General features: G+C 73.6%; 26 protein-coding genes. 18 read left to right on the forward strand and 8 right to left on the reverse strand.

Going from position 1 to position 23,956, the window contains the following annotated elements:
* The first annotated feature begins 48 nt into the window (after positions 1–48).
* Positions 49–1,164 (forward strand): alpha/beta hydrolase, encoded by a 1,116-nt coding sequence (locus ACIPXM_RS34150; protein ID WP_401663664.1) that lies wholly within the window; start codon positions 49–51, stop codon positions 1,162–1,164.
* On the opposite strand, the gene ACIPXM_RS34155 is transcribed toward ACIPXM_RS34150, so the two are convergent.
* Positions 1,151–2,206 (reverse strand): ABC transporter ATP-binding protein, encoded by a 1,056-nt coding sequence (locus tag ACIPXM_RS34155; RefSeq protein ID WP_401663666.1) that lies wholly within the window; start codon positions 2,204–2,206, stop codon positions 1,151–1,153. The two genes, ACIPXM_RS34150 and ACIPXM_RS34155, sit on opposite strands and share 14 nt — an antisense overlap.
* Positions 2,207–2,386: 180 nt before the next feature.
* Here ACIPXM_RS34155 and ACIPXM_RS34160 point away from each other — a divergent pair, with 180 nt between their 5' ends.
* The 4 genes from ACIPXM_RS34160 to ACIPXM_RS34175 all read left to right on the forward strand — a co-directional run bounded on the left by ACIPXM_RS34160 (position 2,387) and on the right by ACIPXM_RS34175 (position 6,024).
* On the forward strand, positions 2,387–3,118 hold the full coding sequence (locus ACIPXM_RS34160) for an ABC transporter permease (RefSeq protein ID WP_401663668.1): 732 nt from the start codon (positions 2,387–2,389) through the stop codon (positions 3,116–3,118).
* 1 nt (position 3,119) lies between these two features.
* The gene (locus ACIPXM_RS34165) at positions 3,120–3,785 is read left to right on the forward strand and encodes an ABC transporter permease (RefSeq protein ID WP_401663670.1); all 666 of its coding nucleotides are present in this window, start codon (positions 3,120–3,122) and stop codon (positions 3,783–3,785) included.
* Between the two features lie 125 nt (positions 3,786–3,910).
* Positions 3,911–4,912 (forward strand): ABC transporter substrate-binding protein, encoded by a 1,002-nt coding sequence (locus ACIPXM_RS34170; protein WP_401663672.1) that lies wholly within the window; start codon positions 3,911–3,913, stop codon positions 4,910–4,912.
* A 131-nt stretch (positions 4,913–5,043) separates the two neighbouring features.
* Positions 5,044–6,024 carry a hypothetical protein gene (locus ACIPXM_RS34175; RefSeq protein WP_401663674.1) on the forward strand — a complete coding sequence of 327 codons (981 nt, stop codon included), beginning with the start codon at positions 5,044–5,046 and terminating at the stop codon, positions 6,022–6,024.
* A gap of 48 nt (positions 6,025–6,072) precedes the next feature.
* Here ACIPXM_RS34175 and ACIPXM_RS34180 read toward each other — a convergent pair whose 3' ends face one another.
* The 4 genes from ACIPXM_RS34180 to ACIPXM_RS34195 all read right to left on the reverse strand — a co-directional run bounded on the left by ACIPXM_RS34180 (position 6,073) and on the right by ACIPXM_RS34195 (position 9,508).
* Entirely contained in the window at positions 6,073–7,215 is a 1,143-nt protein-coding gene (locus ACIPXM_RS34180; protein WP_401663676.1) for an NADH-quinone oxidoreductase subunit D, read from the reverse strand.
* Positions 7,216–7,268: 53 nt separating this feature from the next.
* Positions 7,269–7,637: a hypothetical protein gene (locus ACIPXM_RS34185; protein WP_401663679.1), complete on the reverse strand. Its 369-nt coding sequence runs from the start codon at positions 7,635–7,637 to the stop codon at positions 7,269–7,271.
* On the reverse strand, positions 7,634–8,401 hold the full coding sequence (locus ACIPXM_RS34190; RefSeq protein ID WP_401663682.1) for a DUF6232 family protein: 768 nt from the start codon (positions 8,399–8,401) through the stop codon (positions 7,634–7,636). The genes ACIPXM_RS34185 and ACIPXM_RS34190 overlap by 4 nt, the downstream gene beginning before the upstream one ends.
* Before the next feature lie 180 nt (positions 8,402–8,581).
* Entirely contained in the window at positions 8,582–9,508 is a 927-nt protein-coding gene (locus tag ACIPXM_RS34195; RefSeq protein WP_401663785.1) for an SAM-dependent methyltransferase, read from the reverse strand.
* Between the two features lie 157 nt (positions 9,509–9,665).
* Here ACIPXM_RS34195 and ACIPXM_RS34200 point away from each other — a divergent pair, with 157 nt between their 5' ends.
* On the forward strand, positions 9,666–10,871 hold the full coding sequence (locus ACIPXM_RS34200) for a sensor histidine kinase (protein WP_401663684.1): 1,206 nt from the start codon (positions 9,666–9,668) through the stop codon (positions 10,869–10,871).
* A gap of 91 nt (positions 10,872–10,962) precedes the next feature.
* Positions 10,963–11,631, forward strand: coding sequence for a response regulator (locus ACIPXM_RS34205; protein ID WP_401663686.1), 669 nt, complete (start codon positions 10,963–10,965; stop codon positions 11,629–11,631).
* A gap of 62 nt (positions 11,632–11,693) precedes the next feature.
* Here ACIPXM_RS34205 and ACIPXM_RS34210 read toward each other — a convergent pair whose 3' ends face one another.
* Complete coding sequence (locus tag ACIPXM_RS34210) at positions 11,694–12,782, reverse strand: DUF5937 family protein (protein ID WP_401663688.1); 1,089 nt, start codon at positions 12,780–12,782, stop codon at positions 11,694–11,696.
* Between the two features lie 100 nt (positions 12,783–12,882).
* On the opposite strand from ACIPXM_RS34210, the gene ACIPXM_RS34215 reads away from it, so the two are divergent.
* Positions 12,883–13,098, forward strand: coding sequence for a hypothetical protein (locus tag ACIPXM_RS34215; RefSeq protein WP_401663690.1), 216 nt, complete (start codon positions 12,883–12,885; stop codon positions 13,096–13,098).
* A gap of 46 nt (positions 13,099–13,144) precedes the next feature.
* On the opposite strand, the gene ACIPXM_RS34220 is transcribed toward ACIPXM_RS34215, so the two are convergent.
* The gene (locus ACIPXM_RS34220; RefSeq protein ID WP_401663692.1) at positions 13,145–14,380 is read right to left on the reverse strand and encodes a threonine aldolase family protein; all 1,236 of its coding nucleotides are present in this window, start codon (positions 14,378–14,380) and stop codon (positions 13,145–13,147) included.
* 127 nt (positions 14,381–14,507) lie between these two features.
* Between ACIPXM_RS34220 and ACIPXM_RS34225 the strand changes: the two genes are divergently transcribed.
* The 10 genes from ACIPXM_RS34225 to ACIPXM_RS34270 all read left to right on the forward strand — a co-directional run bounded on the left by ACIPXM_RS34225 (position 14,508) and on the right by ACIPXM_RS34270 (position 22,925).
* Positions 14,508–15,524 (forward strand): Rossmann-like and DUF2520 domain-containing protein, encoded by a 1,017-nt coding sequence (locus tag ACIPXM_RS34225; RefSeq protein ID WP_401663694.1) that lies wholly within the window; start codon positions 14,508–14,510, stop codon positions 15,522–15,524.
* Positions 15,521–16,540: a pantoate--beta-alanine ligase gene (gene panC, locus ACIPXM_RS34230; protein WP_401663697.1), complete on the forward strand. Its 1,020-nt coding sequence runs from the start codon at positions 15,521–15,523 to the stop codon at positions 16,538–16,540. Before ACIPXM_RS34225 ends, panC begins: the two co-directional genes overlap by 4 nt.
* Entirely contained in the window at positions 16,537–18,282 is a 1,746-nt protein-coding gene (locus ACIPXM_RS34235; protein ID WP_401663699.1) for an L-aspartate oxidase, read from the forward strand. Before panC ends, ACIPXM_RS34235 begins: the two co-directional genes overlap by 4 nt.
* The gene (gene nadC / locus ACIPXM_RS34240; RefSeq protein WP_401663701.1) at positions 18,279–19,289 is read left to right on the forward strand and encodes a carboxylating nicotinate-nucleotide diphosphorylase; all 1,011 of its coding nucleotides are present in this window, start codon (positions 18,279–18,281) and stop codon (positions 19,287–19,289) included. Before ACIPXM_RS34235 ends, nadC begins: the two co-directional genes overlap by 4 nt.
* A complete protein-coding gene (locus ACIPXM_RS34245) occupies positions 19,289–20,095 on the forward strand; it encodes a type III pantothenate kinase (RefSeq protein ID WP_401663703.1) in 807 nt (268 codons plus the stop codon). The genes nadC and ACIPXM_RS34245 overlap by 1 nt, the downstream gene beginning before the upstream one ends.
* A gap of 196 nt (positions 20,096–20,291) precedes the next feature.
* A complete protein-coding gene (locus ACIPXM_RS34250) occupies positions 20,292–20,936 on the forward strand; it encodes a hypothetical protein (protein ID WP_401663787.1) in 645 nt (214 codons plus the stop codon).
* A gap of 70 nt (positions 20,937–21,006) precedes the next feature.
* Positions 21,007–21,183 carry a hypothetical protein gene (locus tag ACIPXM_RS34255; RefSeq protein WP_401663706.1) on the forward strand — a complete coding sequence of 59 codons (177 nt, stop codon included), beginning with the start codon at positions 21,007–21,009 and terminating at the stop codon, positions 21,181–21,183.
* A 188-nt stretch (positions 21,184–21,371) separates the two neighbouring features.
* The gene (locus ACIPXM_RS34260) at positions 21,372–21,875 is read left to right on the forward strand and encodes a BlaI/MecI/CopY family transcriptional regulator (protein ID WP_401663709.1); all 504 of its coding nucleotides are present in this window, start codon (positions 21,372–21,374) and stop codon (positions 21,873–21,875) included.
* Positions 21,876–21,884: 9 nt separating this feature from the next.
* Positions 21,885–22,442, forward strand: a complete 558-nt coding sequence (locus ACIPXM_RS34265) for an amino-acid N-acetyltransferase (protein WP_401663711.1) — start codon at positions 21,885–21,887, stop codon at positions 22,440–22,442.
* 144 nt (positions 22,443–22,586) lie between these two features.
* Complete coding sequence (locus tag ACIPXM_RS34270) at positions 22,587–22,925, forward strand: Lsr2 family protein (protein WP_401663713.1); 339 nt, start codon at positions 22,587–22,589, stop codon at positions 22,923–22,925.
* On the opposite strand, the gene ACIPXM_RS34275 is transcribed toward ACIPXM_RS34270, so the two are convergent.
* Complete coding sequence (locus ACIPXM_RS34275; protein WP_401663715.1) at positions 22,904–23,566, reverse strand: SCO3374 family protein; 663 nt, start codon at positions 23,564–23,566, stop codon at positions 22,904–22,906. The genes ACIPXM_RS34270 and ACIPXM_RS34275 overlap by 22 nt on opposite strands.
* Positions 23,567–23,956: the final 390 nt, after the last annotated feature.

A 23,956-nucleotide genomic window follows, 5' to 3' on the forward strand; every position in this document is an offset into this window, starting at 1 on the left:
GGTAGGGAAATCTCAGGGAAATTTCAGGCAAGGAAGCTCGGACGTCTCATGGGTCTCACCAGCAACAAAGTCCTCGCGATCGCCGTCGCGCTGGCCGTGGTGCTCTTCGTCGCCACGATCTGGCTGTGGCCGCGGCTGGCCCGCGGCGGCTGGAAGGCCGTCTCGGGACGGATCGGGCTGCTGCTCGCCACCCAGGTGGCCCTGTTCGCCTCGGTCGGTCTGGCGGCGAACAATTCGTTCCTCTTCTACGGGTCGTGGGCGGACCTGTTCGGGCAGGAGCAGGACATGGGCGTGGTGGTGGACCACTCGGCCGGCTCAAAGGACGTCAAGGTCGTCGGCACCCAGGCGCCGGACGTGCCGGGCGGCGGCCGTCCCTCGGTCGGCGGGCAGATACAGAAGGTCGTCATAGCGGGGGAGACGTCGAAGATCGACTCGCCCGCGTACGTGTACCTGCCGCCGGAGTACTTCCAGCCGAAGTACGAGAAGTCGACGTTCCCGGCGTCCGTGGTGCTGACCGGCTACCCGGGCACCGCGGAGAACCTGCTGAAGGGCCTGAAGTACCCGAAGACCGCGTTCCAGCAGGTCAAGGACAAGAAGATGCAGCCGATGATCCTGGTGATGCTGCGGCCGACGGTCGCGCCGCCCCGGGACACCGAGTGCGTCGACGTCCCCGGCGGGCCGCAGACCGAGACGTTCTTCGCCAAGGACCTGCCCAAGGCGATCTCGGAGACCTACCGGGTCGGCACCAAGGCCCGGAACTGGGGCTTCATGGGGAACTCGACCGGCGGCTACTGCGCCCTGAAGATCGCCCTGCACCACCCGGAGACCTTCTCGGCGGGCGCCGGGTTCTCGGCGTACTACAAGGCGGCGGACGACGTCACGACCGGCGACCTGTTCCACGGCGACAAGGCCGCGCAGCGCCGCGCCGACCTGCTGTGGACGCTGGACCACGCGCAGCAGCCGAAGTCCTCGTCGTTCCTGGTCACGTCGTCGAAGGAGGGTGAGGGCAATCTCAAGGCGACCCAGGCGTTCATCCGCAAGGTGAAGGCCCCGAACCGGGTCTCCTCGATCATCCTCGACAGCGGCGGCCACAACTTCAACACCTGGAACCGGGAGATCCCGCCGGGCCTGGTGTGGATCGCCGGACGGCTCAGCGCGAGCTGACCGCCCGCTCGTCCGTGCCGGTGGCCGTCTCCGTGCCCGTGCCGGTGTCCTGGCGGGTGGGGTCGGTACGGCGCAGGGCGCGGTGCACCCCGGCCGTGGTGAGCGAGCCGAGCACCCGGCCCGGGTCGCCCGGCGCGTGCACGGCGATCCGGCCCGCGTCGTGCTGGAGCAGCACGGCGAGGGCGTCCTTGAGCGAGGCGCCGAGCGCCACGGCGGGCGTCGCGACGGGCGCACCGGACCCGGGCCCGGTCCCGGACCCGCCCTCGGCCGGCTCCAGATCGGCCTCGGTCAGCGGCGTCACGGTGAGCCGCTTGAGACCGCGGTCGGCGCCGACGAAGTCCGCGACGTACGGGGTGGCGGGCGCGGCGAGCACCGTGGCGGGGGTGTCGAACTGCTCGATCCGGCCCTGCCCGTAGACCGCGATCCGGTCACCGAGCCGGACCGCCTCCTCCAGGTCGTGGGTGACGAGCAGCACCGTCTTGCGGACGGTGGCCTGCAGGTTCAGGAACTCGCTCTGCAGGCGCTCGCGCACCACCGGGTCGACCGCGCCGAACGGCTCGTCCATCAGCAGCACCGGCGGATCCGCGGCGAGCGCCCTGGCCACCCCGACCCGCTGCCGCTGTCCGCCGGACAGCTGCTCGGGGTAGCGGTGCCCGTACGTGCCGGGGTCGAGGCCCACCAGATCGAGCAGCTCGGCCGCCCGCTCCCGGGCCTTCGCCTTCTTCCAGCCGAGCAGCGCGGGGACGGTCGCCGTGTTGTCGAGCACCGTCCGGTGCGGGAACAGGCCCACCTGCTGGATCACATAGCCGATGGTGCGGCGCAGCCGGACCGGGTCGATCGCGGCGACGTCCTCGCCGCCGAGCAGCACCCGGCCGCCGGTCGGCTCGACCAGCCGGTTGACCATCTTCATCGTGGTGGTCTTGCCGCAGCCCGAAGGGCCGACGAGGGTGACCAGTTCGCCCTCGGCGACCTCGAACGACAGGTCGTCGACGGCCGTCGTGCCGTCCTCGTACCGCTTGGTCACATGCTCGAACCGGATCATGGTTCCCCATTCTGACCCTTCGCGGCCCCCAATGTGTGAAGGAAGTATTTCCACACTGTGGCGGTCGCGGGCGATTGTCGGTGGCGGGGGTTAGGGTCGCCAACGGATGTTCGAGATGTTCTCCGACCGGTCCGCCCCGAGGTACGGGACGAGCAGGTGGGGACGGGGGGTGTACGACGCATGGCCACGGCGAACTGCCTGGTGACGAACGACTGGATCTGCGGGGAGTATCTGCGCACCCGCTCCCAGGAGTTGACCGACGCCACCGTCCAGCATGTGGGAATCACCGTGGTGTCGGTGCTGATCGGCCTCGTCGTCGCCTTCCCGCTCGCGCTGTTGGTGCGGGCCAGGCCGCGGTTCGCCGGACCCGTGCTCGGACTGACCACGCTGCTCTACACGATCCCGTCGCTCGCGATGTTCTCGCTGCTGCTGCCGTTCCTCGGCCTTTCCTCGGCGCTGGTCGTGACCGGCCTGGTGCTGTACTCGCTGACCATCCTGGTGCGCGGCGTCCTCGCCGGTCTCGCGGCGGTGCCCGCCGAGACCCGGGAGGCCGCGAAGGGCATGGGGTACGGGCCGGGACGGCTGCTCTGGGAGGTCGAACTGCCGCTCGCGCTGCCCGCGCTGATGGCGGGCATACGGATGGCGACGGTCTCCACCATCGCGCTCACCACGGTCGGCTCCATCGTCGGCCGCGGCGGCCTCGGCAACCTCATCGAGGACGCCCTGCCCACCTTCTTCAAGGCCCAGGTGCTCGCCGCCTCCGTGCTCTGCGTGCTGCTCGCGATCACCGCCGACCTGCTGCTCCTCGGCGTGCAGCGGCTGCTGACCCCGTGGACCAGGGCCGGTGCGCGGACCGGCCGGGCGGCCCGCCGGGTCCGCACGGCGACGGCCGCACCGGCGGGAGGTGCCTGAGATGGGACTCGTCACGGACGCCTGGAGCTGGCTGACCACCGGCGCCAACTGGTCGGGCGACAGCGGGGTCTGGCACCGGCTCGCCGAGCACCTGTACGTGAGCGGCGCGGCGCTGCTGCTCGCCTGCGCCGTGGCGCTGCCGGTCGGCCTCTGGCTCGGCCACCTCGGCAGGGGCGGGGCGCTCGCCGTCAACATCTCCAACGCGGGCCGGGCCGTGCCGGTCTTCGCGGTGCTCGCCCTCTTCATGGTCTCGCCGCTGCGCAACGCCGGATATGTGCCGACCGTGGTGGCCCTCGTGCTGTTCGCGATACCCCCGCTGCTCACCCACGCCTATGTGGGGATGCGGGAGGTGGACCGGGCGGTGGTGGAGGCGGCCCGCGGTATGGGGATGTCGGGCGGGCAGCTGTTCCGCGGTGTCGAACTGCCGCTGGCCCGACCGATGCTGATGACCGGACTGCGCTCGGCGGCCGTGCAGGTCGTCGCCACCGCGACCATCGCGGCGATGGTCGGCCAGGGCGGCCTCGGCCGGATCATCACCGCCGGGTTCAACACGTACAACACACCGCAGGTGATCGCGGGCGCCGTGCTCGTGGCGCTGCTCGCGCTCCTGGTGGAGGGGCTGCTGGTGGCGGCGGACCGGCTGCTCGGCCGCCGGACCCCGCGGTGACCCCGGCCCGGACCAGGGCCCTGGGCCCCGGGCCCCAAGACATCGGCACATCGGCACATCGCACACATCGGTACAGCGGCACATCGCACATCGGCATGGCACGCATGGACGCACGACCTACGAGAATGGGTGATCTTGTGAGCAGGACCTCGCGCATCGCGGGCGCGGTACTCGGCGTGGCGGCGCTGACCGTCTCGCTCGCCGCCTGCGGCGGCGACAGCCTGGAGAAGTCGAAGGACGGCGGCGCCTCGCAGAGCGGCGGCGACGGCGGCGGTGGCGGCAAGGGCGAGGTCGTGGTGGGCGCGGCGGCGTTCACCGAGGCCAAGGTGCTCGCCGAGCTCTACAAGCAGGTGCTCGACGACGCCGGATACTCGGCGAGCGTCACCACCGTGAAGAATCGCGAGCTCTACGAACCGTCCCTGGAGAAGGGCGAGATCGACGTCGTACCGGAATACGCGGCGACGCTCGCCGAATTCCTGAACGCGAAGGTGAACGGGCCGAAGGCACCCGAGGAGAAGCCGGTCGCGAACGGCGACCCGGCCGCCACCACCGAGGCTCTGAAGAAGCTCGCCGAACCGCGCGGTCTGAAGGTGCTGTCGTTCGGCGCGGCCGTCGACCAGAACGCCTTCGCGGTCAGCAAGGAATTCGCGGACAAGAACAAGCTCCGCACGCTTTCCGATCTCGGCGCCGCCAAGCTCAAGGTGAAGATCGCGGCCGGTGACGAATGCGAGATCCGCCCGTTCTGCGCCCCCGGTCTGAAGAAGGCCTACGGCATCGACGTCACCGGCGTCGACCCCAAGGGCGTCGGCACCCCGCAGGCCAAGCAGGCCGTCAAGGACGGCGTCGACCAACTGGTCCTCACCACCACGACGGACGCCACCGTGGAGTCCTTCGGACTCGTCTTCCTGGAGGACGACAAGAAGCTCCAGAACGCGGACAACGTGCTGCCCGTCGTCAATGCCAAGGACGCCGGATCGCCCGAGATAGCCGCCGCCCTGGACAAGATCACCAAGGTGCTCACCACGGCGGATCTCGCCGAACTCAACCGCAAGGTCGACGCCGAGCGGGCGAAGCCCGAGGACGTCGCCAAGGCGTATCTGCAGTCGAAGGGGCTGCTCAAGAAGTAGGCGCGGGCCAGGGAGTGTCGGCGGGCCCGGTCCGGGAATCGGACCGGGCCCGCCCGGTTACGGCGAGAACTCGCCAAGAGATTGCCGGGGCGGCCCCCCATACCGCGCCTACGCACGGTAAATTTCAGGCCATGCCACGTGGACGCCACCGCCATTCCCCGCCCCTGCACAAGCTCCTGCCGCCCTCCGCGGTCGCCGGCGCTTCGGTTCTGTGCGCCGGCGGCGCGTGGCTGGTCGGCGATGCCCTGGCCCTGCGGCTGCTCGTCGCGGCCGCCGCGGCGGCGGCCGTCACCGGCGCCGTCCTCATGCGCAGTTGGGACCACGCGGCGGGCCGTCAGGTCGCCGAGCTGAACCGGGCGCGCACCGCCGACCAGTGGAAGCACGACGAGAAGGCCGCCGAGCTGGAGTCCGACCTGGAGGAGGCCCGCGAGCTGCGGGTCCGGCTGGACGCCAAGCTGCGCGCCAAGCGGGTCGAACTCGCCGCCCTGCGCACCGAGCACGCCGATCTGCTGCGCCGCTACGCGACCGCCGAGACCGAGCGCGCCAGCGCCCTCGAAGGCCGCCGGGTGCTCGCCCTGGAGTCCGCGGCGCCGACCGGCGCCAAGGCGCTGCCCCCGGCCGGGTCCACCCCGACCCCGGAGGCGTACCGCCGGGCGGCGGAGGCGCTGCGCAACCTGGCGACGCGCGCGACGGACACCGGCGCGGAGACGGCTGAGGACGAGGAGGTCGAGGCGGCGGAGGCCGCGGAGACCGAGGCGCCCGAGGCCGCCGACGAGACGCCCGACGAGACGCACGACGACGCGGCCCACACCCGCGCGCCCGCGATGCGGCACGTGCCCGCCGCGGCCGCGATCGTGCCGTACGCCGCGCGCCGCCCGGTCCCGCGCCCCTCGGGCGGCTTCGACTACTTCGGTACGAAGGCGGCGGCGATCGAGGCCATCGAGGCCGTCGCGGACACCGACCTGGCCGACGTGGTCGGCGAGGAGGTGCTCGCGTCCGCCGCGCAGGCCCCGGTGGAGCGGCGCGCGGTCGGCCAGGTCATCGACCTGACCGCGCACGACGAGACCGAGCAGCTGGACGTGGCCGAACTGCGCGGCGCCGTCAGCTCCTGACGGCCGTAAGGCCCCGGCGGCCCGGCGGGACGCCCACCGGCGTCCCGCCTACTTGTCGATGTCGCCGACGACGAAGAACAGCGACCCCAGGATCGCCACCATGTCGGCGACCAGCGTCCCCGGCAGCAGCACCGCGAGCGCCTGGATGTTGTTGTACGACGCCGAGCGCAGCTTCAGCCGGTACGGGGTCTTCTCGCCCTTCGACACCAGGTAGTAGCCGTTGATGCCGAGCGGGTTCTCGGTCCAGGCGTAGGTGTGGCCCTCCGGGGCCTTCAGGACCTTCGGCAGCCGCTGGTTGATCGGGCCCTGCGGCAGCTCGTCGATCCGGTCGAGGCAGGCGTCGGCGAGTTCGAGCGCGTTGTGGGTCTGGTCGAGCAGGCACTCGAAGCGGGCCAGGCAGTCGCCCTCGGTCCTGGTGACCACCCGCAGGGTGTCCTGGAGCTCCCCGTACGCGAGATAGGGCTCGTCCCTGCGCAGGTCGAAGTCGACGCCCGAGGCGCGGGCGATCGGCCCGGAGACGCCGTACGCGTGCACCGCCTCGGGCGACAGCACGCCGACGCCGCGGGTACGGCCCCGGAAGATCTCGTTGCCGAGCACCAGCCGGTCGTACACGTCCATCCGCGACCGCACGTCGGCGACCGCCTGCCGGGCCCGCCCGAGCCAGCCGGCCGGCAGGTCCTCCTTGAGGCCGCCGACCCGGTTGAACATGTAGTGCATCCGGCCGCCGGAGATCTCCTCCATGACGGCCTGGAGCTCCTCGCGCTCGCGGAAGGCGTGGAAGACCGGGGTGATCCCGCCGAGTTCGAGCGGGTAGGAGCCGAGGAACATCAGGTGGTTGAGCACCCGGTTCAGCTCGGCGAGCAGCGTCCGCGTCCACACCGCGCGCTCGGGCACCTCCATGCCGAGCATCCGCTCGACGGCCATCACCACGCCGAGCTCGTTGGAGAACGCGGACAGCCAGTCGTGCCGGTTGGCCAGCATGACGATCTGCCGGTAGTCGCGCGCCTCGAAGAGCTTCTCGGCGCCCCGGTGCATGTACCCGACCACCGGCTCGGCGGACCGCACGACCTCGCCGTCGAGCACCAGCCGCAGCCGGAGCACGCCGTGCGTGGAGGGGTGCTGCGGCCCGATGTTCAGCACCATGTCGGTGCTCTCCGCCGCGCCGCCGATGCCGACCGTCGTCTCCGTCATGCCGGACAGTATCCCCCGGCCCCGCGATTCCGGGGCCAGGGCTCCCGCCGCTGTCAGCCCTGCCCGAGGAGCGCGAGCAGGCGGCCGAGGGCATCGGCCACCGGCTGCCCGACCGCCCCGGCCGCCGCCGCGATCTGGGCGAGCGACGCGAGCATCAGGCCGCGCTCGCGCAGCGCGGCCCGGTCGGGGGTGCGGTCGGGGGCGAGGGCGGGCAGCGCGTCGTCGACGACCCGGGTCTGGTCGGGGGCGAGGTCCCCGCGCAGTTCCTGGAGCAGGGCGGTGAGCTCGGCGACGGCGGTGCGGAGCGCGGTGTCGTCGGCGGGCACGGAGCCGACGACGTTGGTGCCGTAGTTGATGCCGATGTTGCCCTGGCCGCCGTTCATGTTGACGACAGGGCCGGGGTGCCGCGGTGCGTCGCTCACAGTTTGATCCCCGTGTTCCCCTGGCCGCCGTTCATGTTGACGACGGGACCCTGGACGTTGGTGCTGCTGTTGTGGGTGTTGCTGACCACCTGCACGAGGGCGGTGAACTCGGTCTCCGGGTGGTCGATCGCGTACACGATCCGTCCGGCGATCTCGCGCAGCTGCTCCATGTTCGGCAGCGTCGTGAGGACCGTGGCGCCGCTCGCCATCTGGACGGAGAGCACCGGGCGGGCCGGTTCGAAGAGTTCCTTCAGGAGGAAGACGGCGAGCGCGATCAGGGGGATGAACAGCACCGGGCTGTCGTCGAGGTCGGACCACAGGTCGCCGTCGTAGGCGGCCCGGTCGAGGACCACCAGGAGCACGGCGATGACCAGCAGCCACTTCAGGAAGCGGAGCAGGGCGGAGCCCCGGTCGGGCTTGGCCCGGAAGGTCTCGACCGCGGTGATGTTGTGCAGCGGGATGGCGGCCGTGCCCACCCACAGGATCCGGCGGTCGACCCGCAGGACCCGGGTGCGGGACTTCTTCGGCAGCGGGGCGACCGGCGGGGCGGGCTCCGGGGCGGGCGGCGGTCCGCCCGGCGGGCGGGGCGCCGGGGGCCCGGGCGGCGGCACGGCGGGCGACCCGGCCGGGGGTCCGCCCGCCCGGGCCCGGGCGGCCGGTTCCGCCGGTGGCCCGGTCGGCAGGTCCGGCATCGGTACGGCCGGTACCGGTACGGCCGACGGCTCCGGCGACGGCTCCGGCGGTGGTGCTCCGAGCTGGCTCATGGCGTCCCCCGTGGCGTGCTGCGTCGTGGCCCGTGCGGTGGCCCGTGCGGTGGCCCGTGCGGTGCGCAGGCCATGTCATGTCCCCGCCCGCACCGGGCCGGGGCACCATTTACCGCCGGTACGCCCGCCAGGGGCAGTCCCTAACCGGTCAACTCCCCGACACTGGCCGGGAGACGCCCCTCACGGCGCGATCCGCTGCTCCAGCCACAGGAAGTCGCCGAGCCCGCCCCGCGCCGTCAGCTCCGCCGCCTCGCCCGCCCCCGCGAGCGCCCGTACATAGGCCGCCGGGTCGGTGGAGGCGAGTGCGAGCGGCGGGCGGCCGCCGGTCACGCCCAGGTCGTGCAGGGCCTCCCGCTGGGTGCGCAGCTCGTACGGACCCGGGCCCGTCGCGGCGCACGCGTCGAGCGCCACATGGGCGGTCAGGTCCCGGCCGCCGTCCGGCACCGGCGCCGTCTCGCGGCCCTCGCGGAAGGCGCTCAGGGTGCCGAAGGGCGGCCGGGCCGCCCGCAGGTGCCCGTAGTCGACGGCGACCGCCGTCCCCGCCGCGAGCGCGCCCACCGCCGCCGCCCACGCCTCGTCCCGGGGCCGCCCGATCTCCGCCCGGGTGCCCGGCTCGGTCAGCGGCCACCAGCGCGCCAGCCACTCCGCGTCCGGCCCCTCGACGGGGCCGCCGAGCCGCTCCGTACCGGTCCGGTCGACCTCCACGTACCGGACGGTGCCGTCCTCGTCGGCCTCGGCGACGTCCACCGGCACGTTGTCCAGCCACTCGTTCGCGAACAGCAGCCCGCGCTCGCCCTCCGGGACCCGGTCGGTCCACCCGATCCGCGGGTCGAGGCCCGGCGGCCGGGCCGCGCGCTCGACCCCGTACAGCCGGACCCGCAGCCCGGCCGGGAGCGCGCCCAGCACCCCGGTGAGCAGTTCGCCGCGGCCCGCGCCCATGTCGACGAGGGCGGGCTCGTCGGTGCCGAGCTCCGCCGCGACCCGCACCAGGAGCCGGGCCACCGCGCCCGCGAACAGCGGCGAGGCGTGCACCGAGGTGCGGAAATGGCCGGCCGGGCCCTCCGGGCGCAGGAAGAAGCCCCCGGGGCCGTACAGCGCCCGCTCCATGCTCTCCCGCCACCCCAGCCACTCCGGCCGCCCCGGCTGCTGACACGTCTCATCCGTCACGTGGTCCAGTCTCCACCTTGGGGAGTACGGGCCCCGAGGGAAGGATCGACCCCACGGCTGACCCCTGCACCTATGCCCTTTACCTACGCTGGATCACGTGCAGCGCCTCTACGACTTCCTCCGCAGCCACCCGACCGGGGTCGACACCTTCTGGGCCGTCGTCCTGTTCGGGTTCTCCGCGCTGTGGGCGGCCAGCGCCGTCCCGGCGGGAAGCGCTCACCCGGCGGCGTACCTGGTCGTCGGCGTGCTGCTCTCGCTCGTCGTCGCGCTGCGGCGGCGGATGCCCGAGAAGATGCTGCTGCTCACGGTCGGCGTGGGGCTCGCCCAGCTCGGCCTCGACATCGTCCCGTTCCTGGCCGACTTCGCCATGCTCGTGATCATCTACACCGTCGCCGCGCACGACGGCCCGCGCTGGGCCTCCCGGCTCGCGCTGATCGGCGGACTGAGCGCGGCCACCCTGTCCCAGTTGCGCTGGCCGCTGGAGGAGACCCAGTCGGGGGCCGCCCAGGTCTTCTTCACGGTGATCATGACGGTGCCGTTCGCGCTCGCCTGGGTGCTCGGCGACTCGCTGCGCACCCGCCGCGCCTACTTCGCGCAGCTGGAGGAACGGGCGACGCGCCTGGAGAAGGAGCGCGAGGCGCAGTCGAAGGTCGCGGTGGCCGCCGAGCGCGCCCGGATCGCCCGCGAGCTGCACGACGTCGTCGCCCACAACGTCTCCGTGATGGTGGTGCAGGCCGACGGCGCCGCCTACGTCATGGACGCCTCCCCGGAGACCGCCAAGCAGGCCCTGGAGACCATCTCCTCGACCGGCCGCCAGGCCCTCGCCGAGATGCGCCGGCTGCTCGGCATCCTGCGCACCGGCGAGCACCAGGAGGCGGGGGAGTACGTGCCCCAGCCGGACGTCCAGCAGATCGAGGACCTGGTCGAGCAGGTGCGCACCGCCGGACTCACCGTCGACTTCAAGGTCGAGGGCACCCCGCGCCCGCTGCCCAGCGGCGTCGAGCTCACCGCGTACCGGATCGTGCAGGAAGCCCTCACCAACACCCGCAAGCACGGCGGCCCCGACGCCGGGGCCAGCGTCCGGCTGGTCTACTTCGACGACGGGCTCGGTCTGCTCGTCGAGGACGACGGGCGGGGCGCGCCGCAGGAGATGTACGCGGACGGCGGCGCCGACGGGCGCGGGCACGGCCTGATCGGCATGCGGGAGCGCGTCGGTATGGTCGGCGGCACGCTGGACGCGGGACCACGGCCGGGCGGCGGCTTCCGCATCAGCGCCCTGCTCCCGCTCAAGCCCGCCCACTGACCGGCCCGGCCCCGGCCCGCTGACCGCCCCGCCCACCGACCGACCGCCGATCGTTCGCCGATCGTTCGCCGTCCGACCGAAGGAAGCCCTCATGTCCATCCGCGTGATGCTCGTCGACGACCAGGTGCTGCTGCGCACCGGCTTCCGCATGGTGCTCGCCGCCCAGCCGGACATGGAGGTCGTCGCGGAGGCGGGCGACGGGGTGGAGGCCCTGGAGGTGCTGCGGAACACCACGGTCGACGTGGTCCTGATGGACGTCCGGATGCCGAAGCTGGACGGGGTGGAGACCACCCGCCGGATCTGCTCGGAGCCGGGCGCGCCGAAGGTCCTCATCCTGACCACGTTCGACCTCGACGAGTACGCCTTCTCCGGCCTCAAGGCCGGGGCCAGCGGCTTCATGCTGAAGGACGTGCCGCCGAACGAGCTGCTCGGCGCGATCCGCTCGGTGCACAGCGGCGACGCGGTCGTCGCCCCGTCCACCACCCGCAGGCTGCTCGACCGCTTCTCGCCGATGCTGCCGTCGACGGGCCGCGAGTCCGACCACAAGGAGCTGGACCGGCTCACCGACCGCGAGCGCGAGGTCATGCTCCTGGTGGCCCAGGGCCTGTCGAACGGCGAGATCGCCGCCCGGCTCGTGCTCTCCGAGGCCACCGTGAAGACCCACGTCGGCCGCATCCTCACCAAGCTGGGCCTGCGCGACCGGGTCCAGGTCGTGGTCCTGGCGTACGAGACGGGCCTGGTCCGCGCGGGCGGCCGCTGACCGGCGCCGCCGCCTCCGTACCGGGCCGCCGGGAGGCCCGTCCGGCGGCCGGCCCGTCCGGCTCAGCGGAGGATCGACTCCAGGAAGTCGCTGCCGAGCCGGGCCACCACCGCGTGGTCCAGCTGGTGCAGCACGTACCGGCCGCGCCGCTGGGTGGTGACGAGACCGGCCTTGCGCAGCACGGTCAGATGCCGGGAGACCTCCGGGGCGCTGATGCCGTACGCGTCGGCCAGCTCGCTCGTCGAGTACGCGCCGCGCGCCAGGTTCCGGCACAGCCGGGCCCGCATCGGGTGGGCCAGCGCCTCCACCCGCATCATCACCGTCTCGACCGGCTCGTTGCCGCCGACCTCGTGGGAGGCCGCCGGGTACTGGATCACCGGGTGCCAGCCGGGCGCGGACAGCGCGAGCAGGTGCGGATAGCCGAACGCGGTCGGCAGCAGCGTCACCCCGTGGCCCTGCGCCTCGGTGCGGCCGTGCGCCAGCTTGTCGACGACGATCCGGCTGCCCCGCTCGTCCTCCTCGAGCCACAGCGCCGACGACGCCGCGTCCAGGGCCTCGGCGAGACCCTTGTGGCGCAGCAGCTCCGTCTTGTGCCGGGCGTCGGCGGCGAGCTGGATACGGACCCGGCGCCAGGTGTCGGCGAAGAACGCGTCGTCGCAGTCCTCCAGGAGCCGCCGGATCCACGCGCGCGTGGCGGTCGGTTCGGCGAGCATCCGCTCCACGAACGCGGCCTGGCGCGGGCCGCGCGCGGCCGCCAGGTCGAGCGCGCGGCGCCGGGACGCCTCGTCGACCAGCGGGGACGGGATGCCCTCGTAGTAGCGGCTGCTGCAGGAGATCTCCAGGGCCGCGCCGACGAAGGTCTCGTCGTCGAGCCGGTCCAGGTCGTCCAGCTCCTCCGCGAGGGTCTCGCGGGGCTGCGCGGGCAGCAGGAAGTCGGAACGGGTCGACCGCCACATGAAGTCGGCCTCGTGCAGCCGGTCCGCCAGCTCCGGCTTCAGCGCGGCGGACGTGGTGGTGGTCCACGCGTGCAGCCGGGCATGGTGGGCCGGTTCGGCGAGGGCGTGCAGGGCATTGCCCAGCTCGGCCAGCGGCGAGGGGCAGAAGACGATCCGCTCGGGCGGCAGTCCGGTGATGTCGATGGTCACGCTCACCCGACCATGGTGCGGGGTCGGGTGGGGGCGGTGTCGCGCGAATTGACGAGTCCCGTCAATCGGCGCGCGGGGCGCGGGGGTGCGGGCGCACGGTGAGCGCATGAACGCGCTCCAGCAGCACCTCTTCGACAGCTACCGCGCCGCGCAGCACGGCGAGCCCGCGCCGCCGGCCCCCGGCACCCATGACGTGGCGACCCTGCGCGCGGTCCGTGACCAGCATCGTTTCGAGTCCGTCATCGCCGGCCGCCCGGCCCGCGGCCGCTGGCGCCTGCTGCTGGTCCGGGCGTTCCGCCGGGCGGGCGCGCCGGTGCACTGAGGTCCGCGGGGCCGGTGGTGGGTGCGCGGGTGCCGCTCCCGGCACGTCAGGCGGCGAGCCGTCCCAAGAAGTCCCGCACCGCCGCCCGCACGTCCTCCCGCGTCCAGTCCAGGCCCGGCCCGTTCACCGTCACCTCGGTCGCCGCGATGCCGGGCGGCGCGCCCAGCGGGCCCGGGAACCAGCGGCGGAACAGCAGTGTGCCGGTCTCCTCGGCCTGGGCCAGGGCGGCCGTGCTGAGCAGGTCGGGGTCGTACGGGAGCCAGACCTGGAACTGGTGGGTGTGCGGGGTCTCCGGGTGGATCCGGAACCAGCCGACGCCCGCCTCGGTGAGGGCCGCCCGCAGCTCCTCGGCCACCACGCGCGCGTGGGCCACGTACGCGGGCAGCCGGGGCAGCTCGGTGGCGAGGCCGCGCAGCGCGGACAGGGCCGCCGGGTACTGCTGGAAGAGCTGGCCGCCGTACCGGTGCCGCCAGACCCTGGCCTCCTCGACGAGCTCCGCGGGTCCGGCGAGCGCGGCGCCGGACAGGCCGCCGAGGGACTTGTAGAAGGACACGTAGACGCTGTCGGCGAGGCCCGCGATCTCGGGCAGCGGGCGGCCGAACCAGGCCGGGCAGTCCCACAGCCGGGCCCCGTCGAAGTGGACGACGGCGTCCCGCTCCCGGGCCGCGTCGACGGCGCCGACCAGCTCCTCCCACGACGGCAGTACGAAACCGGCGTCGCGCAGCGGCAGCTCCAGCATCAGCGTCCCGAAGGGCTCCGGGTGGTCCCGCACCTCCTCGGCGGTCGGCAGCCGGGGCGCGTCGGTCGGGTGGGTGGTGCGCAGCGCGCTGACCGCCGTGAAGGCGTCGTTCTCGTGCTGCTCCGGGTGGGCCAGCGGGTGCAGGGCGACCACCGGGTTGCCGGTCCGTCCGGCCCAGCAGCGCAGGGCGACCTGCTGGGCCATGGTGCCGGTCGGGAAGAAGGCGGCGGCGGGGAAGCCGAGCTCCTCGGCGACCCGGCGCTCCAGTTCCTCGACGACGGTGTCGCCGTAGACGTCGACCGGCAGCCGCCCGTACGGGGAGGCGTCGGCCCAGTCGGCGAGCTCGCGCAGGCGCTCGGCCGCGGTGCCGTCGATCGAGCCGTCGGCCAGCTTGCGCCTGGCGCCGCGGAACACCCGGGCGCGCCGCTCCCGGTCCGACTCGGCCTGCGTCGCACCGTCGGTTCCGCCGTCCGCCACGCCGTCCGCCGCGCCGTTCGCCGCGCGGTCCGGCACGTCCTCGTCCACATCCACTCGTCGCTCCATGAGCAGATCATCACACCACCGCCCACACCCTGTGGACAGCCACGGGCGGGCGCGAAACGCTGGCGTAGCATGACCAGAAATCGTCCGGTACCCACCGAGGACTGGAACGGAAGGCCGACCCGTCACCGTGAACGCACCACCAGAACCCCGGCATCCCCAGGCGGACCGCGCCGAGGACCGCCCCGCCCGGCTCACCGTCGGAGTCGTCGGCGCCGGGCGGGTGGGACCCGCCCTCGCCGCCGCGCTCCAGCTCGCCGGACACCGCCCCGTCGCCGTCTCGGCGGTCTCCGACGCCTCCCGCCGCCGCGCCGCCGACCTGCTGCCGGACGTGCCGGTGGTCGAGCCCGCCGAGGTGCTCGCCCGCGCCGACCTGGTCCTGCTCACCGTCCCCGACGACGCCCTGCCGGGCCTCGTGGAGGGCCTGGCCGAGACGGGCGCCGTCCGGCCGGGGCAGCTCCTCGTGCACACCTCGGGGCGGTACGGGGTCCGGGTCCTCGACCCGGCCCGGCGCGCCGGGGCGCTGCCGCTCGCGCTGCACCCCGCGATGACGTTCACCGGCACCTCGGTGGACGTGCAGCGGCTGGCGGGCTGCTCGTTCGGCGTCACCGCGCCGCAGGAGCTGCGGCTGGCGGCCGAGGCCCTGGTCATCGAGATGGGCGGCGAGCCCGAGTGGATCGCCGAGCAGAACCGCCCGCTGTACCACGCGGCTCTCGCCCTGGGGGCGAACCACCTGGTCACGCTGGTCGCCCAGGCGATGGAGCTGCTGCGCTCGGCCGGGGTCGCCGCCCCGGACCGGATGCTCGGCCCGCTCCTCGGGGCCGCCCTGGACAACGCGCTGCGGTCCGGCGACGCGGCCCTGACCGGCCCGGTCGCCCGTGGTGACGCGGGCACGGTGGCGGCGCACGTCGCCGAGCTGCACAAGCACGCGCCCGGCACGGTGGCGGGCTATCTCGCGATGGCCAGGGCCACCGCCGACCGGGCGCTCGCCCACGGCCTGCTGAAGCCGGAGCTCGCCGAGGACCTGCTCGGCGTCCTCGCCACCGGCACCCGGGGCACCTCAGGACCCGGCACTCCGGGCACCGGCGCCCGGGACGACTCCTCCGAAGGTGACCCCGACGGCCCCGAGGGCGAGGACCTCCGATGACGCTGACCCCGGTCCGTACGGCCGCCGCACTCCACGCCCTCACCGCCCCCGGCGCGGGCACCCGCCGCCGTGCCGTCGTGATGACCATGGGCGCCCTGCACGAGGGCCACGCCACCCTGGTCCGGGCCGCCCGCGAGCGGGTCGGCCCGGACGGCACCGTCGTGGTCACCGTCTTCGTCAACCCGCTCCAGTTCGGCGCGGGCGAGGACCTCGACCGCTACCCGCGCACCCTCGACGCCGACCTGGCGCTCGCCGAGCGCTCCGGCGCCGACGCCGTCTTCGCGCCAGCCGTCGACGAGGTCTACCCCGGCGGCGAGCCGCAGGTGCGGATCACGGCGGGCCCGATGGGCGACCGCCTCGAAGGCGCCTCCCGGCCCGGCCACTTCGACGGGGTGCTCACCGTCGTCGCCAAGCTCCTCCACCTCACCGCGCCCGACCTGGCCTTGTTCGGCCAGAAGGACGCCCAGCAGCTGGCCGTCATCCGGCGGATGGCCCGCGATCTGAACTTCCCGGTGGAGATCGTCGGGGTGCCCACGGTCCGCGAGGCCGACGGCCTCGCCCTGTCCAGCCGCAACCGCTACCTCTCGGACGCCGAGCGGCGTACCGCGCTGGCGCTGTCCCGGGCCCTGTTCGCCGGGCGCGACCGGCTCGCCGCCCAGGCCGCGCTGCGCGCCAGGGCCGACGCGCTGCCCACCGCCCAGGGCCGGGCGGGGGACCGCGCCGAGGCGCTGTCCCGGCTCGGCGAGGCCCGGGCCGCCGCCGACGCCCACGCGGTCGCGCAGGCCGGTGAGGGCGGCGGCGCCGAGGCCGTCCGGGCCGCCGCCCTGGCGGTCCTGGACGACGCCGGGCGCGCCGAGCCGCCGCTGGCCCTGGACTATCTGGCGCTGATCGACCCGGCCGACTTCACCGAGGTGGCGGACGATCACACCGGGGACGCGATCCTCGCGATCGCCGCGCGGGTGGGTGCCACCCGGCTCATCGACAACATCCCGCTGACCTTCGGAGCCGCCAAGTGACCGGAATACGGCTGCACGCACCCGCCCCCGGCTGGTCGATCGACGCCGATGTCGTCGTGGTCGGCTCCGGCGTCGCCGGTCTCACCGCCGCCCTGCGCTGCACCTCCGCCGGGCTGCGCACGGTGGTCGTCACCAAGGCCCGGCTCGACGACGGCTCCACCCGCTGGGCGCAGGGCGGCATCGCCGCCGCGCTCGGCGACGGCGACACCCCCGAGCAGCACCTCGACGACACCCTCGTCGCGGGCGTCGGACTGTGCGACGAGCCGGCCGTGCGGGCCCTGGTCACCGAGGGCCCCGGCGCGGTCCGGCGGCTGATGGCCACCGGCGCCACCTTCGACCGCACCGCCGCGGGAGAGATCGCGCTGACCCGCGAGGGCGGCCACCACCGCAGCCGCATCGCGCACGCGGGCGGCGACGCCACCGGCGCGGAGATCTCCCGCGCCCTGGTCGAGGCGATACGCGACGGGGGCGTGCGCTTCGTCGAGCACGCCCTGGTCCTGGACCTCCTGAAGGACGCCGAGGGCCGTACGGCGGGCGTCACCCTGCATGTGATGGGCGAGGGCCAGCACGACGGCGTCGGCGCCGTGCACGCGCCCGCCGTGGTGCTCGCCACCGGCGGCATGGGCCAGGTCTTCTCGGCCACCACCAACCCGGCGGTGTCCACGGGCGACGGCGTCGCCCTGGCGCTGCGGGCCGGGGCCGAGGTCTCCGACCTGGAGTTCGTCCAGTTCCACCCGACCGTGCTGTTCCTCGGCGCGGGCTCGGAGGGCCAGCAGCCGCTGGTGTCCGAGGCGGTCCGCGGCGAGGGCGCGCACCTGGTGGACGCCGACGGGGTCCGCTTCATGCTCGGGCAGCACGAGCTGGCCGAGCTGGCGCCCCGGGACATCGTCGCCAAGGCGATCACCCGCCGGATGCAGGAGCACGACGCGGACCACATGTTCCTCGACGCCCGCCACTTCGGCGCCGAGATGTGGGAGACCCGCTTCCCGACCATCCTGGCCGCCTGCCGGGCGCACGGCATCGACCCGGTCACCGAGCCGATCCCGGTCGCCCCGGCCGCGCACTACGCCTCCGGCGGCGTCCGCACCGATCTGCACGGGCGCACCACGGTGCCGGGCCTGTACGCGTGCGGCGAGGTCGCCTGCACCGGGGTGCACGGCGCCAACCGGCTGGCGTCGAACTCGCTCCTGGAGGGCCTGGTCTTCGCGGAGCGGATCGCCGCCGACATCACGGCCCACGGCCCGCACCGCTCAGGCACCTCCGCCCCCGCGGCCCCGACGCCCGGTCTGGTGCTGCCGCTGCTCGCCCCCGAGGCCCGCCGCGAGATCCAGCGGATCATGACCGGCGGCGCGGGCGTGCTGCGCTCCGCGGACTCGCTCGCCGGGGCCGCCGAGGCCCTGGACCGGCTGCGCCACGCCGCCGAGACCGAGCACGCCGAGACCGAGCACGCCGAGACCGAGCATGCCGGACCCGCCGGGCCCAAGGCCGCCGAGCCGGGCGTCGACGCCTGGGAGGCCACCAACCTGCTGTGCGTCGCCCGGGTCCTCGTCGCCGCCGCCCGCGAGCGCGCCGAGACCCGCGGCTGCCACTGGCGCGAGGACTTCCCGGACCGGGACGACCAGGACTGGCGGCGCCATCTCGTCGTACGGCTCAGGCCCGACCGGAGCCTGGCGGTCCACCGCACCACCGGAGCAGACTTTCCGCCCGTAACCCCCGACGCACCCCTGGAGCAGCAGCCGTGAGCACGCCCGAGGAAGCACGTCCGCAGCCCGTGGACGTCCCCCTGATCCACATCAACGCCGCCCCCGCCGGCGGCTGCGGCGACGGCTGCGGCTGCGGTGACGCGGAGGAGTACGAGTGCGGGCTCGACCCGGCGCTCGCCGAGCTGCTCGCCGACGCCGGGCTGGATCCGGTGCAGGTCGAGGACATCGCGCACCTGGCCATCGCCGAGGACCTCGACGGCGGCGTGGACGTGACGACCGTGGCGACCGTCCCCGAGGACGCCGTCGCGACCGCCGACTTCACCGCCCGCGAGGCCGGTGTGGTGGCGGGCCTGCGGGTCGCCGAGGCGGTCCTGTCGATCGTCTGCACCGCCGAGTTCGAGGTCGAGCGGCACGTCGAGGACGGCGCCCGGGTCGCGCCGGGCGAGAAGCTGCTCAGCGTCACCGCCCGCACCCGTGACCTGCTGACCGGCGAGCGCAGCGCGCTGAACATCCTGTGCCGCCTGTCGGGCATCGCGACCGCCACGCGCGCGTGGGCGGACGTCCTGGCGGGCACCGGCGCCAAGGTCCGCGACACCCGCAAGACCACCCCGGGCCTGCGCGCCCTGGAGAAGTACGCGGTGCGCTGCGGCGGCGGCGTCAACCACCGCATGTCGCTGTCGGACGCGGCCCTGGTGAAGGACAACCACGTGGTCGCGGCGGGCGGTGTCGCTGAGGCGTTCAAGGCGGTCCGCGAGGCGTTCCCCGAGGTTCCGATCGAGGTCGAGGTCGACACCATGCACCAGGTCCGCGAGGTCCTGGCCGCGGGCGCCGATCTGATCCTGCTCGACAACTTCACCCCCGGCGAGACCGAGGAGGCCGTCGCCCTGGTCGCCGGACGGGCGATCCTGGAGTCCTCCGGGCGGCTCACCCTGGAGAACGCGGCGGCGTACGCGGCGACCGGCGTCGACTACCTCGCGGTCGGCGGGCTCACCCACTCGTCGCCGATCCTCGACATCGGGCTCGACCTGCGCGAGACGGCCGTCTGATGCTGCTCACGATCGACGTCGGCAACACCCAGACGGTGCTCGGCCTCTTCGACGGCGAGGAGATCGTCGAGCACTGGCGGATCTCCACGGACCCGCGCCGCACCGCCGACGAGTGGGCGGTGCTGCTCCAGGGCCTGATGGGGATGCACCCGCTGCTCGGCGTCGAGCTGAGCGACGGCGTCGCCGGGATCGCGATCTGCGCGACGGTCCCCTCGGTGCTGCACGAGCTGCGCGAGGTGACCCGCCGCTACTACGGCGACGTCCCCGCGGTCCTGGTGGAGCCGGGCGTCAAGACGGGCGTGCCGGTCCTCACGGACAACCCCAAGGAGGTCGGCGCCGACCGGGTCATCAACGCGGTCGCGGCGGTCGAGCTGTACGGCGGTCCGGCGATCGTCGTCGACTTCGGTACGGCGACGACGTACGACGCGGTCACCGCGCGCGGCGAGTACGCGGGCGGCGCGATCGCCCCGGGCATCGAGATCTCGGTGGAGGCCCTTGGCGTCAAGGGCGCCATGCTCCGCAAGATCGAGCTGGCCAGGCCGCGCAGCGTGATCGGCAAGAACACGGTCGAGGCGATGCAGTCGGGCATCGTGTTCGGGTACGCGGGCCAGGTCGACGGTGTCGTCGGGCGGATGAAGCGCGAGCTGGTCGGCCCGAGCGGCGACCCGTCGACGGTGACCGTGATCGCCACCGGCGGCCTCGCCCCGATGGTGCTCGCCGACTCCAAGGAGATCGACGCCCACGAGCCCTGGCTGACCCTGATCGGCCTGCGGATGGTGTACGAGCGGAACGTGTCCCGCATGTAGCGCCGGGCGGTCGCCGGGCGGCGGGCGGTGCCCGCCGCCCGCCCCGCCCGCCCCGCACCGCCCGCCCGCTCCCGCGCCTCCCGGGCGTTCGGCCGTTCGGTCGGAATGACCCGCCGGGAAGATCGAAACGCGAGAGATTTGTCCGATTAGCGCGTATCGTCGGCCCATGCCCACGCCCTACGGACCCCGCGGCGGCATGGCGTTCAGCGCGGACGAGCTGCGGATCCTCCGCCGTGCCCTCGCCACCGCGCTCAACCCGGCCCCCCTTCAGGACGACGACGTCCAGGACTGCCTGCGCCTGGCCGACTCCGTGGACGAGGCCGTCCGCGAGGCGGGGCGGCTGCGCGCCTTCCTCCTCGACGACCTGGCCCGCTACCGGCAGGCCCTGCCCGGCTCGCTCACCGGCTATCTGGAGCTGCTCCAGGACGCCCTCGCGGGCGGGTACGACCCCGGGGCCGACGACCTGGCGGCGCTCCGCGCGCTGCGCGGCAACCCCGCGGCGGCCGCGCTGCTCGCCCGCTGCCAGGTGCTGGCGGAACGATCCGTCCGGGCCCGGCTCGCCCGGGTCGCCCAGGCGGGCGCCCGGCCGGTCGCGGCGGCCTCGGCGCCCGGTCCGCGCAGGGCCCCGACGGGCCGCGCCCGGCTGCTGGCCCTGCCCGGCGGGCGCGCCGCCGACGAGGGCAACGGGCAGCCCGGGCCGCCCGCGCCGAACGGGCCCGGCCGGCCGGGCCCGAAGCCGCCCGCCCCGGCCGAGCGCCCGGTGCCGAAGCCGTCCGAGGTGTTCCCGCCCCGCCGCCGCCCGGTGCCGCCGCCCCCGCCCGAGGAGCGCGCGGCCGGATAGTCCGGCGCGGGCGCCGGACACGGCGAGCCCGGCGTGATCCGGGGGACGGGGCCTGGCTACGCTGGACGCCATGGACTACGTATCCGCGCTCCTGCCCCCCGTCGTGATGGCCATCTTCTTCACCGCCCTCGTGGTCGTGATCGTGAAGAGCCAGGGCGGCCCGAACAAGGCCAAGGAGGACGCGGCCGTGGACGCCGCCCTCGCCCGCGCCGAGTCCACCCAGCAGCAGGGCACCCCCGCGCCGTAGCCGGGACCGGCCGCGTCGCGGCCGCGACCCGGTGACGGCCCTGGCGCCGAGGACGTACGACCACGCGTGGCCGTACGTCCTTTTTGTTGCCGCTGGAGGCGTTTCATCCATAAATAGACGTGTATTCGGTGATCTCGCACTAAGGTGGCGCCGTGCCCCGTCAATTGGGAGACCTTGAAGACGCCGTCATGACGCGCGTCTGGCAATGGAACCGCCCGGTGACCGTCCGGGAAGTCCTGGAGGATCTCCAGCAGGAACGGTCCATCGCCTACACCACCGTCATGACCGTATTGGACAATCTCCATCAGAAGGGCTGGGTGCGCCGGGAAGTCGAAGGCCGCGCCTATCGATATACGGCGGTCTCCACCAGGGCCGCCTACTCGGCCGCACTGATGAACGAGGCATGGGCGCGGAGCGACAACCCCGCCGCCGCCCTCGTCGCCTTCTTCGGCATGATGTCGCCCGAACAGCGCGAGGCCCTCAACGACGCCATCCGTATCGTCCAGCGCGACAACCCCGAGGGCGCCGCACCCCCCGCCCCGCCCGCCGAATCCGCAGGTCCCGCCCCGGTAACCCCCGGGACACCGGTATCACCCGAGGTTTCACCCGACGTATCACCGCCCGTATCCCCGGCCGTATCGGCGGCGGATTCCCCGGAGGGCGGCGCAGAGTCCGGGACACCCGGGCGATAACGTCCCCCCATGTCATCCGTGCCCCCAGCGTCTTCCGCGCCGTCAGCGCCTTTCGCCCCCGCCAATGCCGTCACGGTGCGGCGGGCCCGGACGTCCGATGTCGCCGCGGTCCGCCGTCTCGTCGATCCCTACGTACGCCGCGGCATCCTGCTCGACAAGGCGCCCGTGACCCTTTACGAGGACATCCAGGAGTTCTGGGTCGCGGAACGCGACGCCGATGCCGTGGTGGTCGGAGTCGGCGCCCTGCACGTGATGTGGGAAGACCTCGCCGAAGTTCGCACGCTCGCCGTCGATCCCGACTTCAAGGGTGCCGGAGTAGGGCATCAGGTGCTCGACAAGTTGCTGCACACCGCACGTTGGCTGGGTGTCCGGCGGGTTTTCTGCCTCACCTTCGAAGTCGACTTCTTCGCGAAGCACGGCTTCGTCGAGATCGGCGAGACTCCGGTCGACGGAGATGTGTACAGCGAGCTCCTGCGTTCCTATGACGAGGGCGTCGCGGAGTTCCTCGGTCTCGAACGAGTGAAGCCGAACACCTTGGGCAACAGCCGCATGCTTCTGCACCTGTGAGGCCGGCCCGGATCGGAGTGCCTATGTCCGAATCGCGCACGTTTCCCGCGTTGCCGGGCTTCTGAACCTCTGCCGGGGGTTTGTGTTTTTCCGGGAAAAGCGGTTTCCTTTCCGCGTACTGCATTTTCGATGAAAGGAAATCCGGTGGCACAGAAGGTTCAGGTCCTTCTTGTCGACGACCTCGACGGTGGCGAGGCGGACGAGACCGTGACGTTCGCGCTGGACGGCAAGTCCTACGAGATCGACCTCACCACCGCCAACGCGGAGAAGCTTCGCGGCCTGCTCGAGCCGTACGCCAAGAGTGGCCGTCGCACCGGTGGCCGTACCGCGGGTGCTCGGGGCAAGGGCCGTGTGGTGACCGCCGTCGGCAGCCCGGACACCGCGAAGATCCGCGCGTGGGCCAAGGAGAACGGCTACAACGTGAACGACCGCGGCCGCGTGCCCGCCGACATCAAGGCGGCCTACGAGGACGCGAACCGCTGATCCGTCGGCCGCTGCTGAGCGGCCGTCCCCGCCACCGGCTCCGGCCGGTGCGCCCGGGCAGCACTCAGCAGCCGCGCCCGATGGCATTCGGCGGCGGCCACGGCGACCAGCCGGGTCAGACAAGGGGGCACCGCACGGCCCCGCGACGAGGGCCGCAGGGCCGGCAGCGAGGACTCCACCTCGCGCCCCGGCTCCGGGGCCCTCAGCCACACCGCGGCGCCCGCCCCACCGGGCCCGCTCCGGCCGGTCGGCCGCCAGCCAGGAGGCACCGGGGCGGTCATCCGGCCCTCGGCGCCCAGCGTCGCCAGATCCAGTGAGATCCCGCCCCACTCCAGCCACTCCAGGAGTCCGGGCAGCTCCTCCGCGCTCCCGGCGGCGACCAGGAGCCGCATCCGCCGCCCCATCAGGGCGACAGGACCGGTCTCCCGGCCGATCCGGCGCAGCACGCCACGACCGGCCGTCGCGGGCAGCTCCAGGACGTCGAAGCGCCGCCCGGTCACCAGCTGGACCGGCGGCCCGGCGGCGGTCGCCCAGCCCAGCTCGTCCTCGTACCACCGCGCGAGCGCCGGGCCACCGGAATCGGCCCGCGGCGCGGCGGGATCACCGAGCGGCGCACGGGGCGAGGGGACGGTGAAGGCCATGCCCGGGGAACGCCGCCGGGGGCCTACGGGTTACGCCTCCGACCGGCCTCGGTCACCCAGGGTCCTTGATCCAGTGCGCCGGGTGTCCATGATGGGAGCGTACGGGTGCATTCGACCGCGGGAGGTTGTTCGCCCTTAGCGGAGGGAACCGGGGTGTGCCGCATGGAGTGTCAGTCCTTACGGGTAAGACATTCCATGTGAGGAGGGGCGTCTCGCGGGCGGAAGCGTCTCACGTTCGCCATCGGCGTAGTGGAGGTGTGGCTAACTGCTTGGCCTGCGGGAACATCGTCTCGCACCATCGAGTTGGAGCATTTGTCGGCTGTTCGGCAGCAGGTCTCCCCAGAAGTAAGGGGGTGATCCGGACGGATGTCGGCAGTTGGAATGAGCGGT

The sequence above is a fragment of the Streptomyces sp. NPDC090025 genome (assembly GCF_044748125.1).
In the GTDB taxonomy this organism is placed as follows: Bacteria; Actinomycetota; Actinomycetes; order Streptomycetales; family Streptomycetaceae; genus Streptomyces.

What these genes read in the sequence shown, in the direction of transcription:
- ACIPXM_RS34255 (WP_401663706.1), top strand. Translation starts at nt 21,007, where the DNA reads ATGGACTACGTATCCGCGCTCCTGCCCCCCGTCGTGATGGCCATCTTC.
- ACIPXM_RS34165 (WP_401663670.1), top strand. Translation starts at nt 3,120, where the DNA reads ATGGGACTCGTCACGGACGCCTGGAGCTGGCTGACCACCGGCGCCAAC.
- ACIPXM_RS34155 (WP_401663666.1), bottom strand. Translation starts at nt 2,206, where the DNA reads ATGATCCGGTTCGAGCATGTGACCAAGCGGTACGAGGACGGCACGACG.
- ACIPXM_RS34205 (WP_401663686.1), top strand. Translation starts at nt 10,963, where the DNA reads ATGTCCATCCGCGTGATGCTCGTCGACGACCAGGTGCTGCTGCGCACC.
- ACIPXM_RS34250 (WP_401663787.1), top strand. Translation starts at nt 20,292, where the DNA reads ATGGCGTTCAGCGCGGACGAGCTGCGGATCCTCCGCCGTGCCCTCGCC.
- ACIPXM_RS34160 (WP_401663668.1), top strand. Translation starts at nt 2,387, where the DNA reads ATGGCCACGGCGAACTGCCTGGTGACGAACGACTGGATCTGCGGGGAG.
- ACIPXM_RS34170 (WP_401663672.1), top strand. Translation starts at nt 3,911, where the DNA reads ATGGGTGATCTTGTGAGCAGGACCTCGCGCATCGCGGGCGCGGTACTC.
- panC (WP_401663697.1), top strand. Translation starts at nt 15,521, where the DNA reads ATGACGCTGACCCCGGTCCGTACGGCCGCCGCACTCCACGCCCTCACC.
- ACIPXM_RS34215 (WP_401663690.1), top strand. Translation starts at nt 12,883, where the DNA reads ATGAACGCGCTCCAGCAGCACCTCTTCGACAGCTACCGCGCCGCGCAG.
- ACIPXM_RS34150 (WP_401663664.1), top strand. Translation starts at nt 49, where the DNA reads ATGGGTCTCACCAGCAACAAAGTCCTCGCGATCGCCGTCGCGCTGGCC.
- ACIPXM_RS34175 (WP_401663674.1), top strand. Translation starts at nt 5,044, where the DNA reads ATGCCACGTGGACGCCACCGCCATTCCCCGCCCCTGCACAAGCTCCTG.
- ACIPXM_RS34195 (WP_401663785.1), bottom strand. Translation starts at nt 9,508, where the DNA reads ATGGAGCGGGCGCTGTACGGCCCCGGGGGCTTCTTCCTGCGCCCGGAG.
- ACIPXM_RS34180 (WP_401663676.1), bottom strand. Translation starts at nt 7,215, where the DNA reads ATGACGGAGACGACGGTCGGCATCGGCGGCGCGGCGGAGAGCACCGAC.
- ACIPXM_RS34265 (WP_401663711.1), top strand. Translation starts at nt 21,885, where the DNA reads ATGTCATCCGTGCCCCCAGCGTCTTCCGCGCCGTCAGCGCCTTTCGCC.
- ACIPXM_RS34275 (WP_401663715.1), bottom strand. Translation starts at nt 23,566, where the DNA reads ATGGCCTTCACCGTCCCCTCGCCCCGTGCGCCGCTCGGTGATCCCGCC.
- ACIPXM_RS34245 (WP_401663703.1), top strand. Translation starts at nt 19,289, where the DNA reads ATGCTGCTCACGATCGACGTCGGCAACACCCAGACGGTGCTCGGCCTC.
- ACIPXM_RS34220 (WP_401663692.1), bottom strand. Translation starts at nt 14,380, where the DNA reads ATGGAGCGACGAGTGGATGTGGACGAGGACGTGCCGGACCGCGCGGCG.
- ACIPXM_RS34190 (WP_401663682.1), bottom strand. Translation starts at nt 8,401, where the DNA reads ATGAGCCAGCTCGGAGCACCACCGCCGGAGCCGTCGCCGGAGCCGTCG.
- ACIPXM_RS34260 (WP_401663709.1), top strand. Translation starts at nt 21,372, where the DNA reads ATGACGCGCGTCTGGCAATGGAACCGCCCGGTGACCGTCCGGGAAGTC.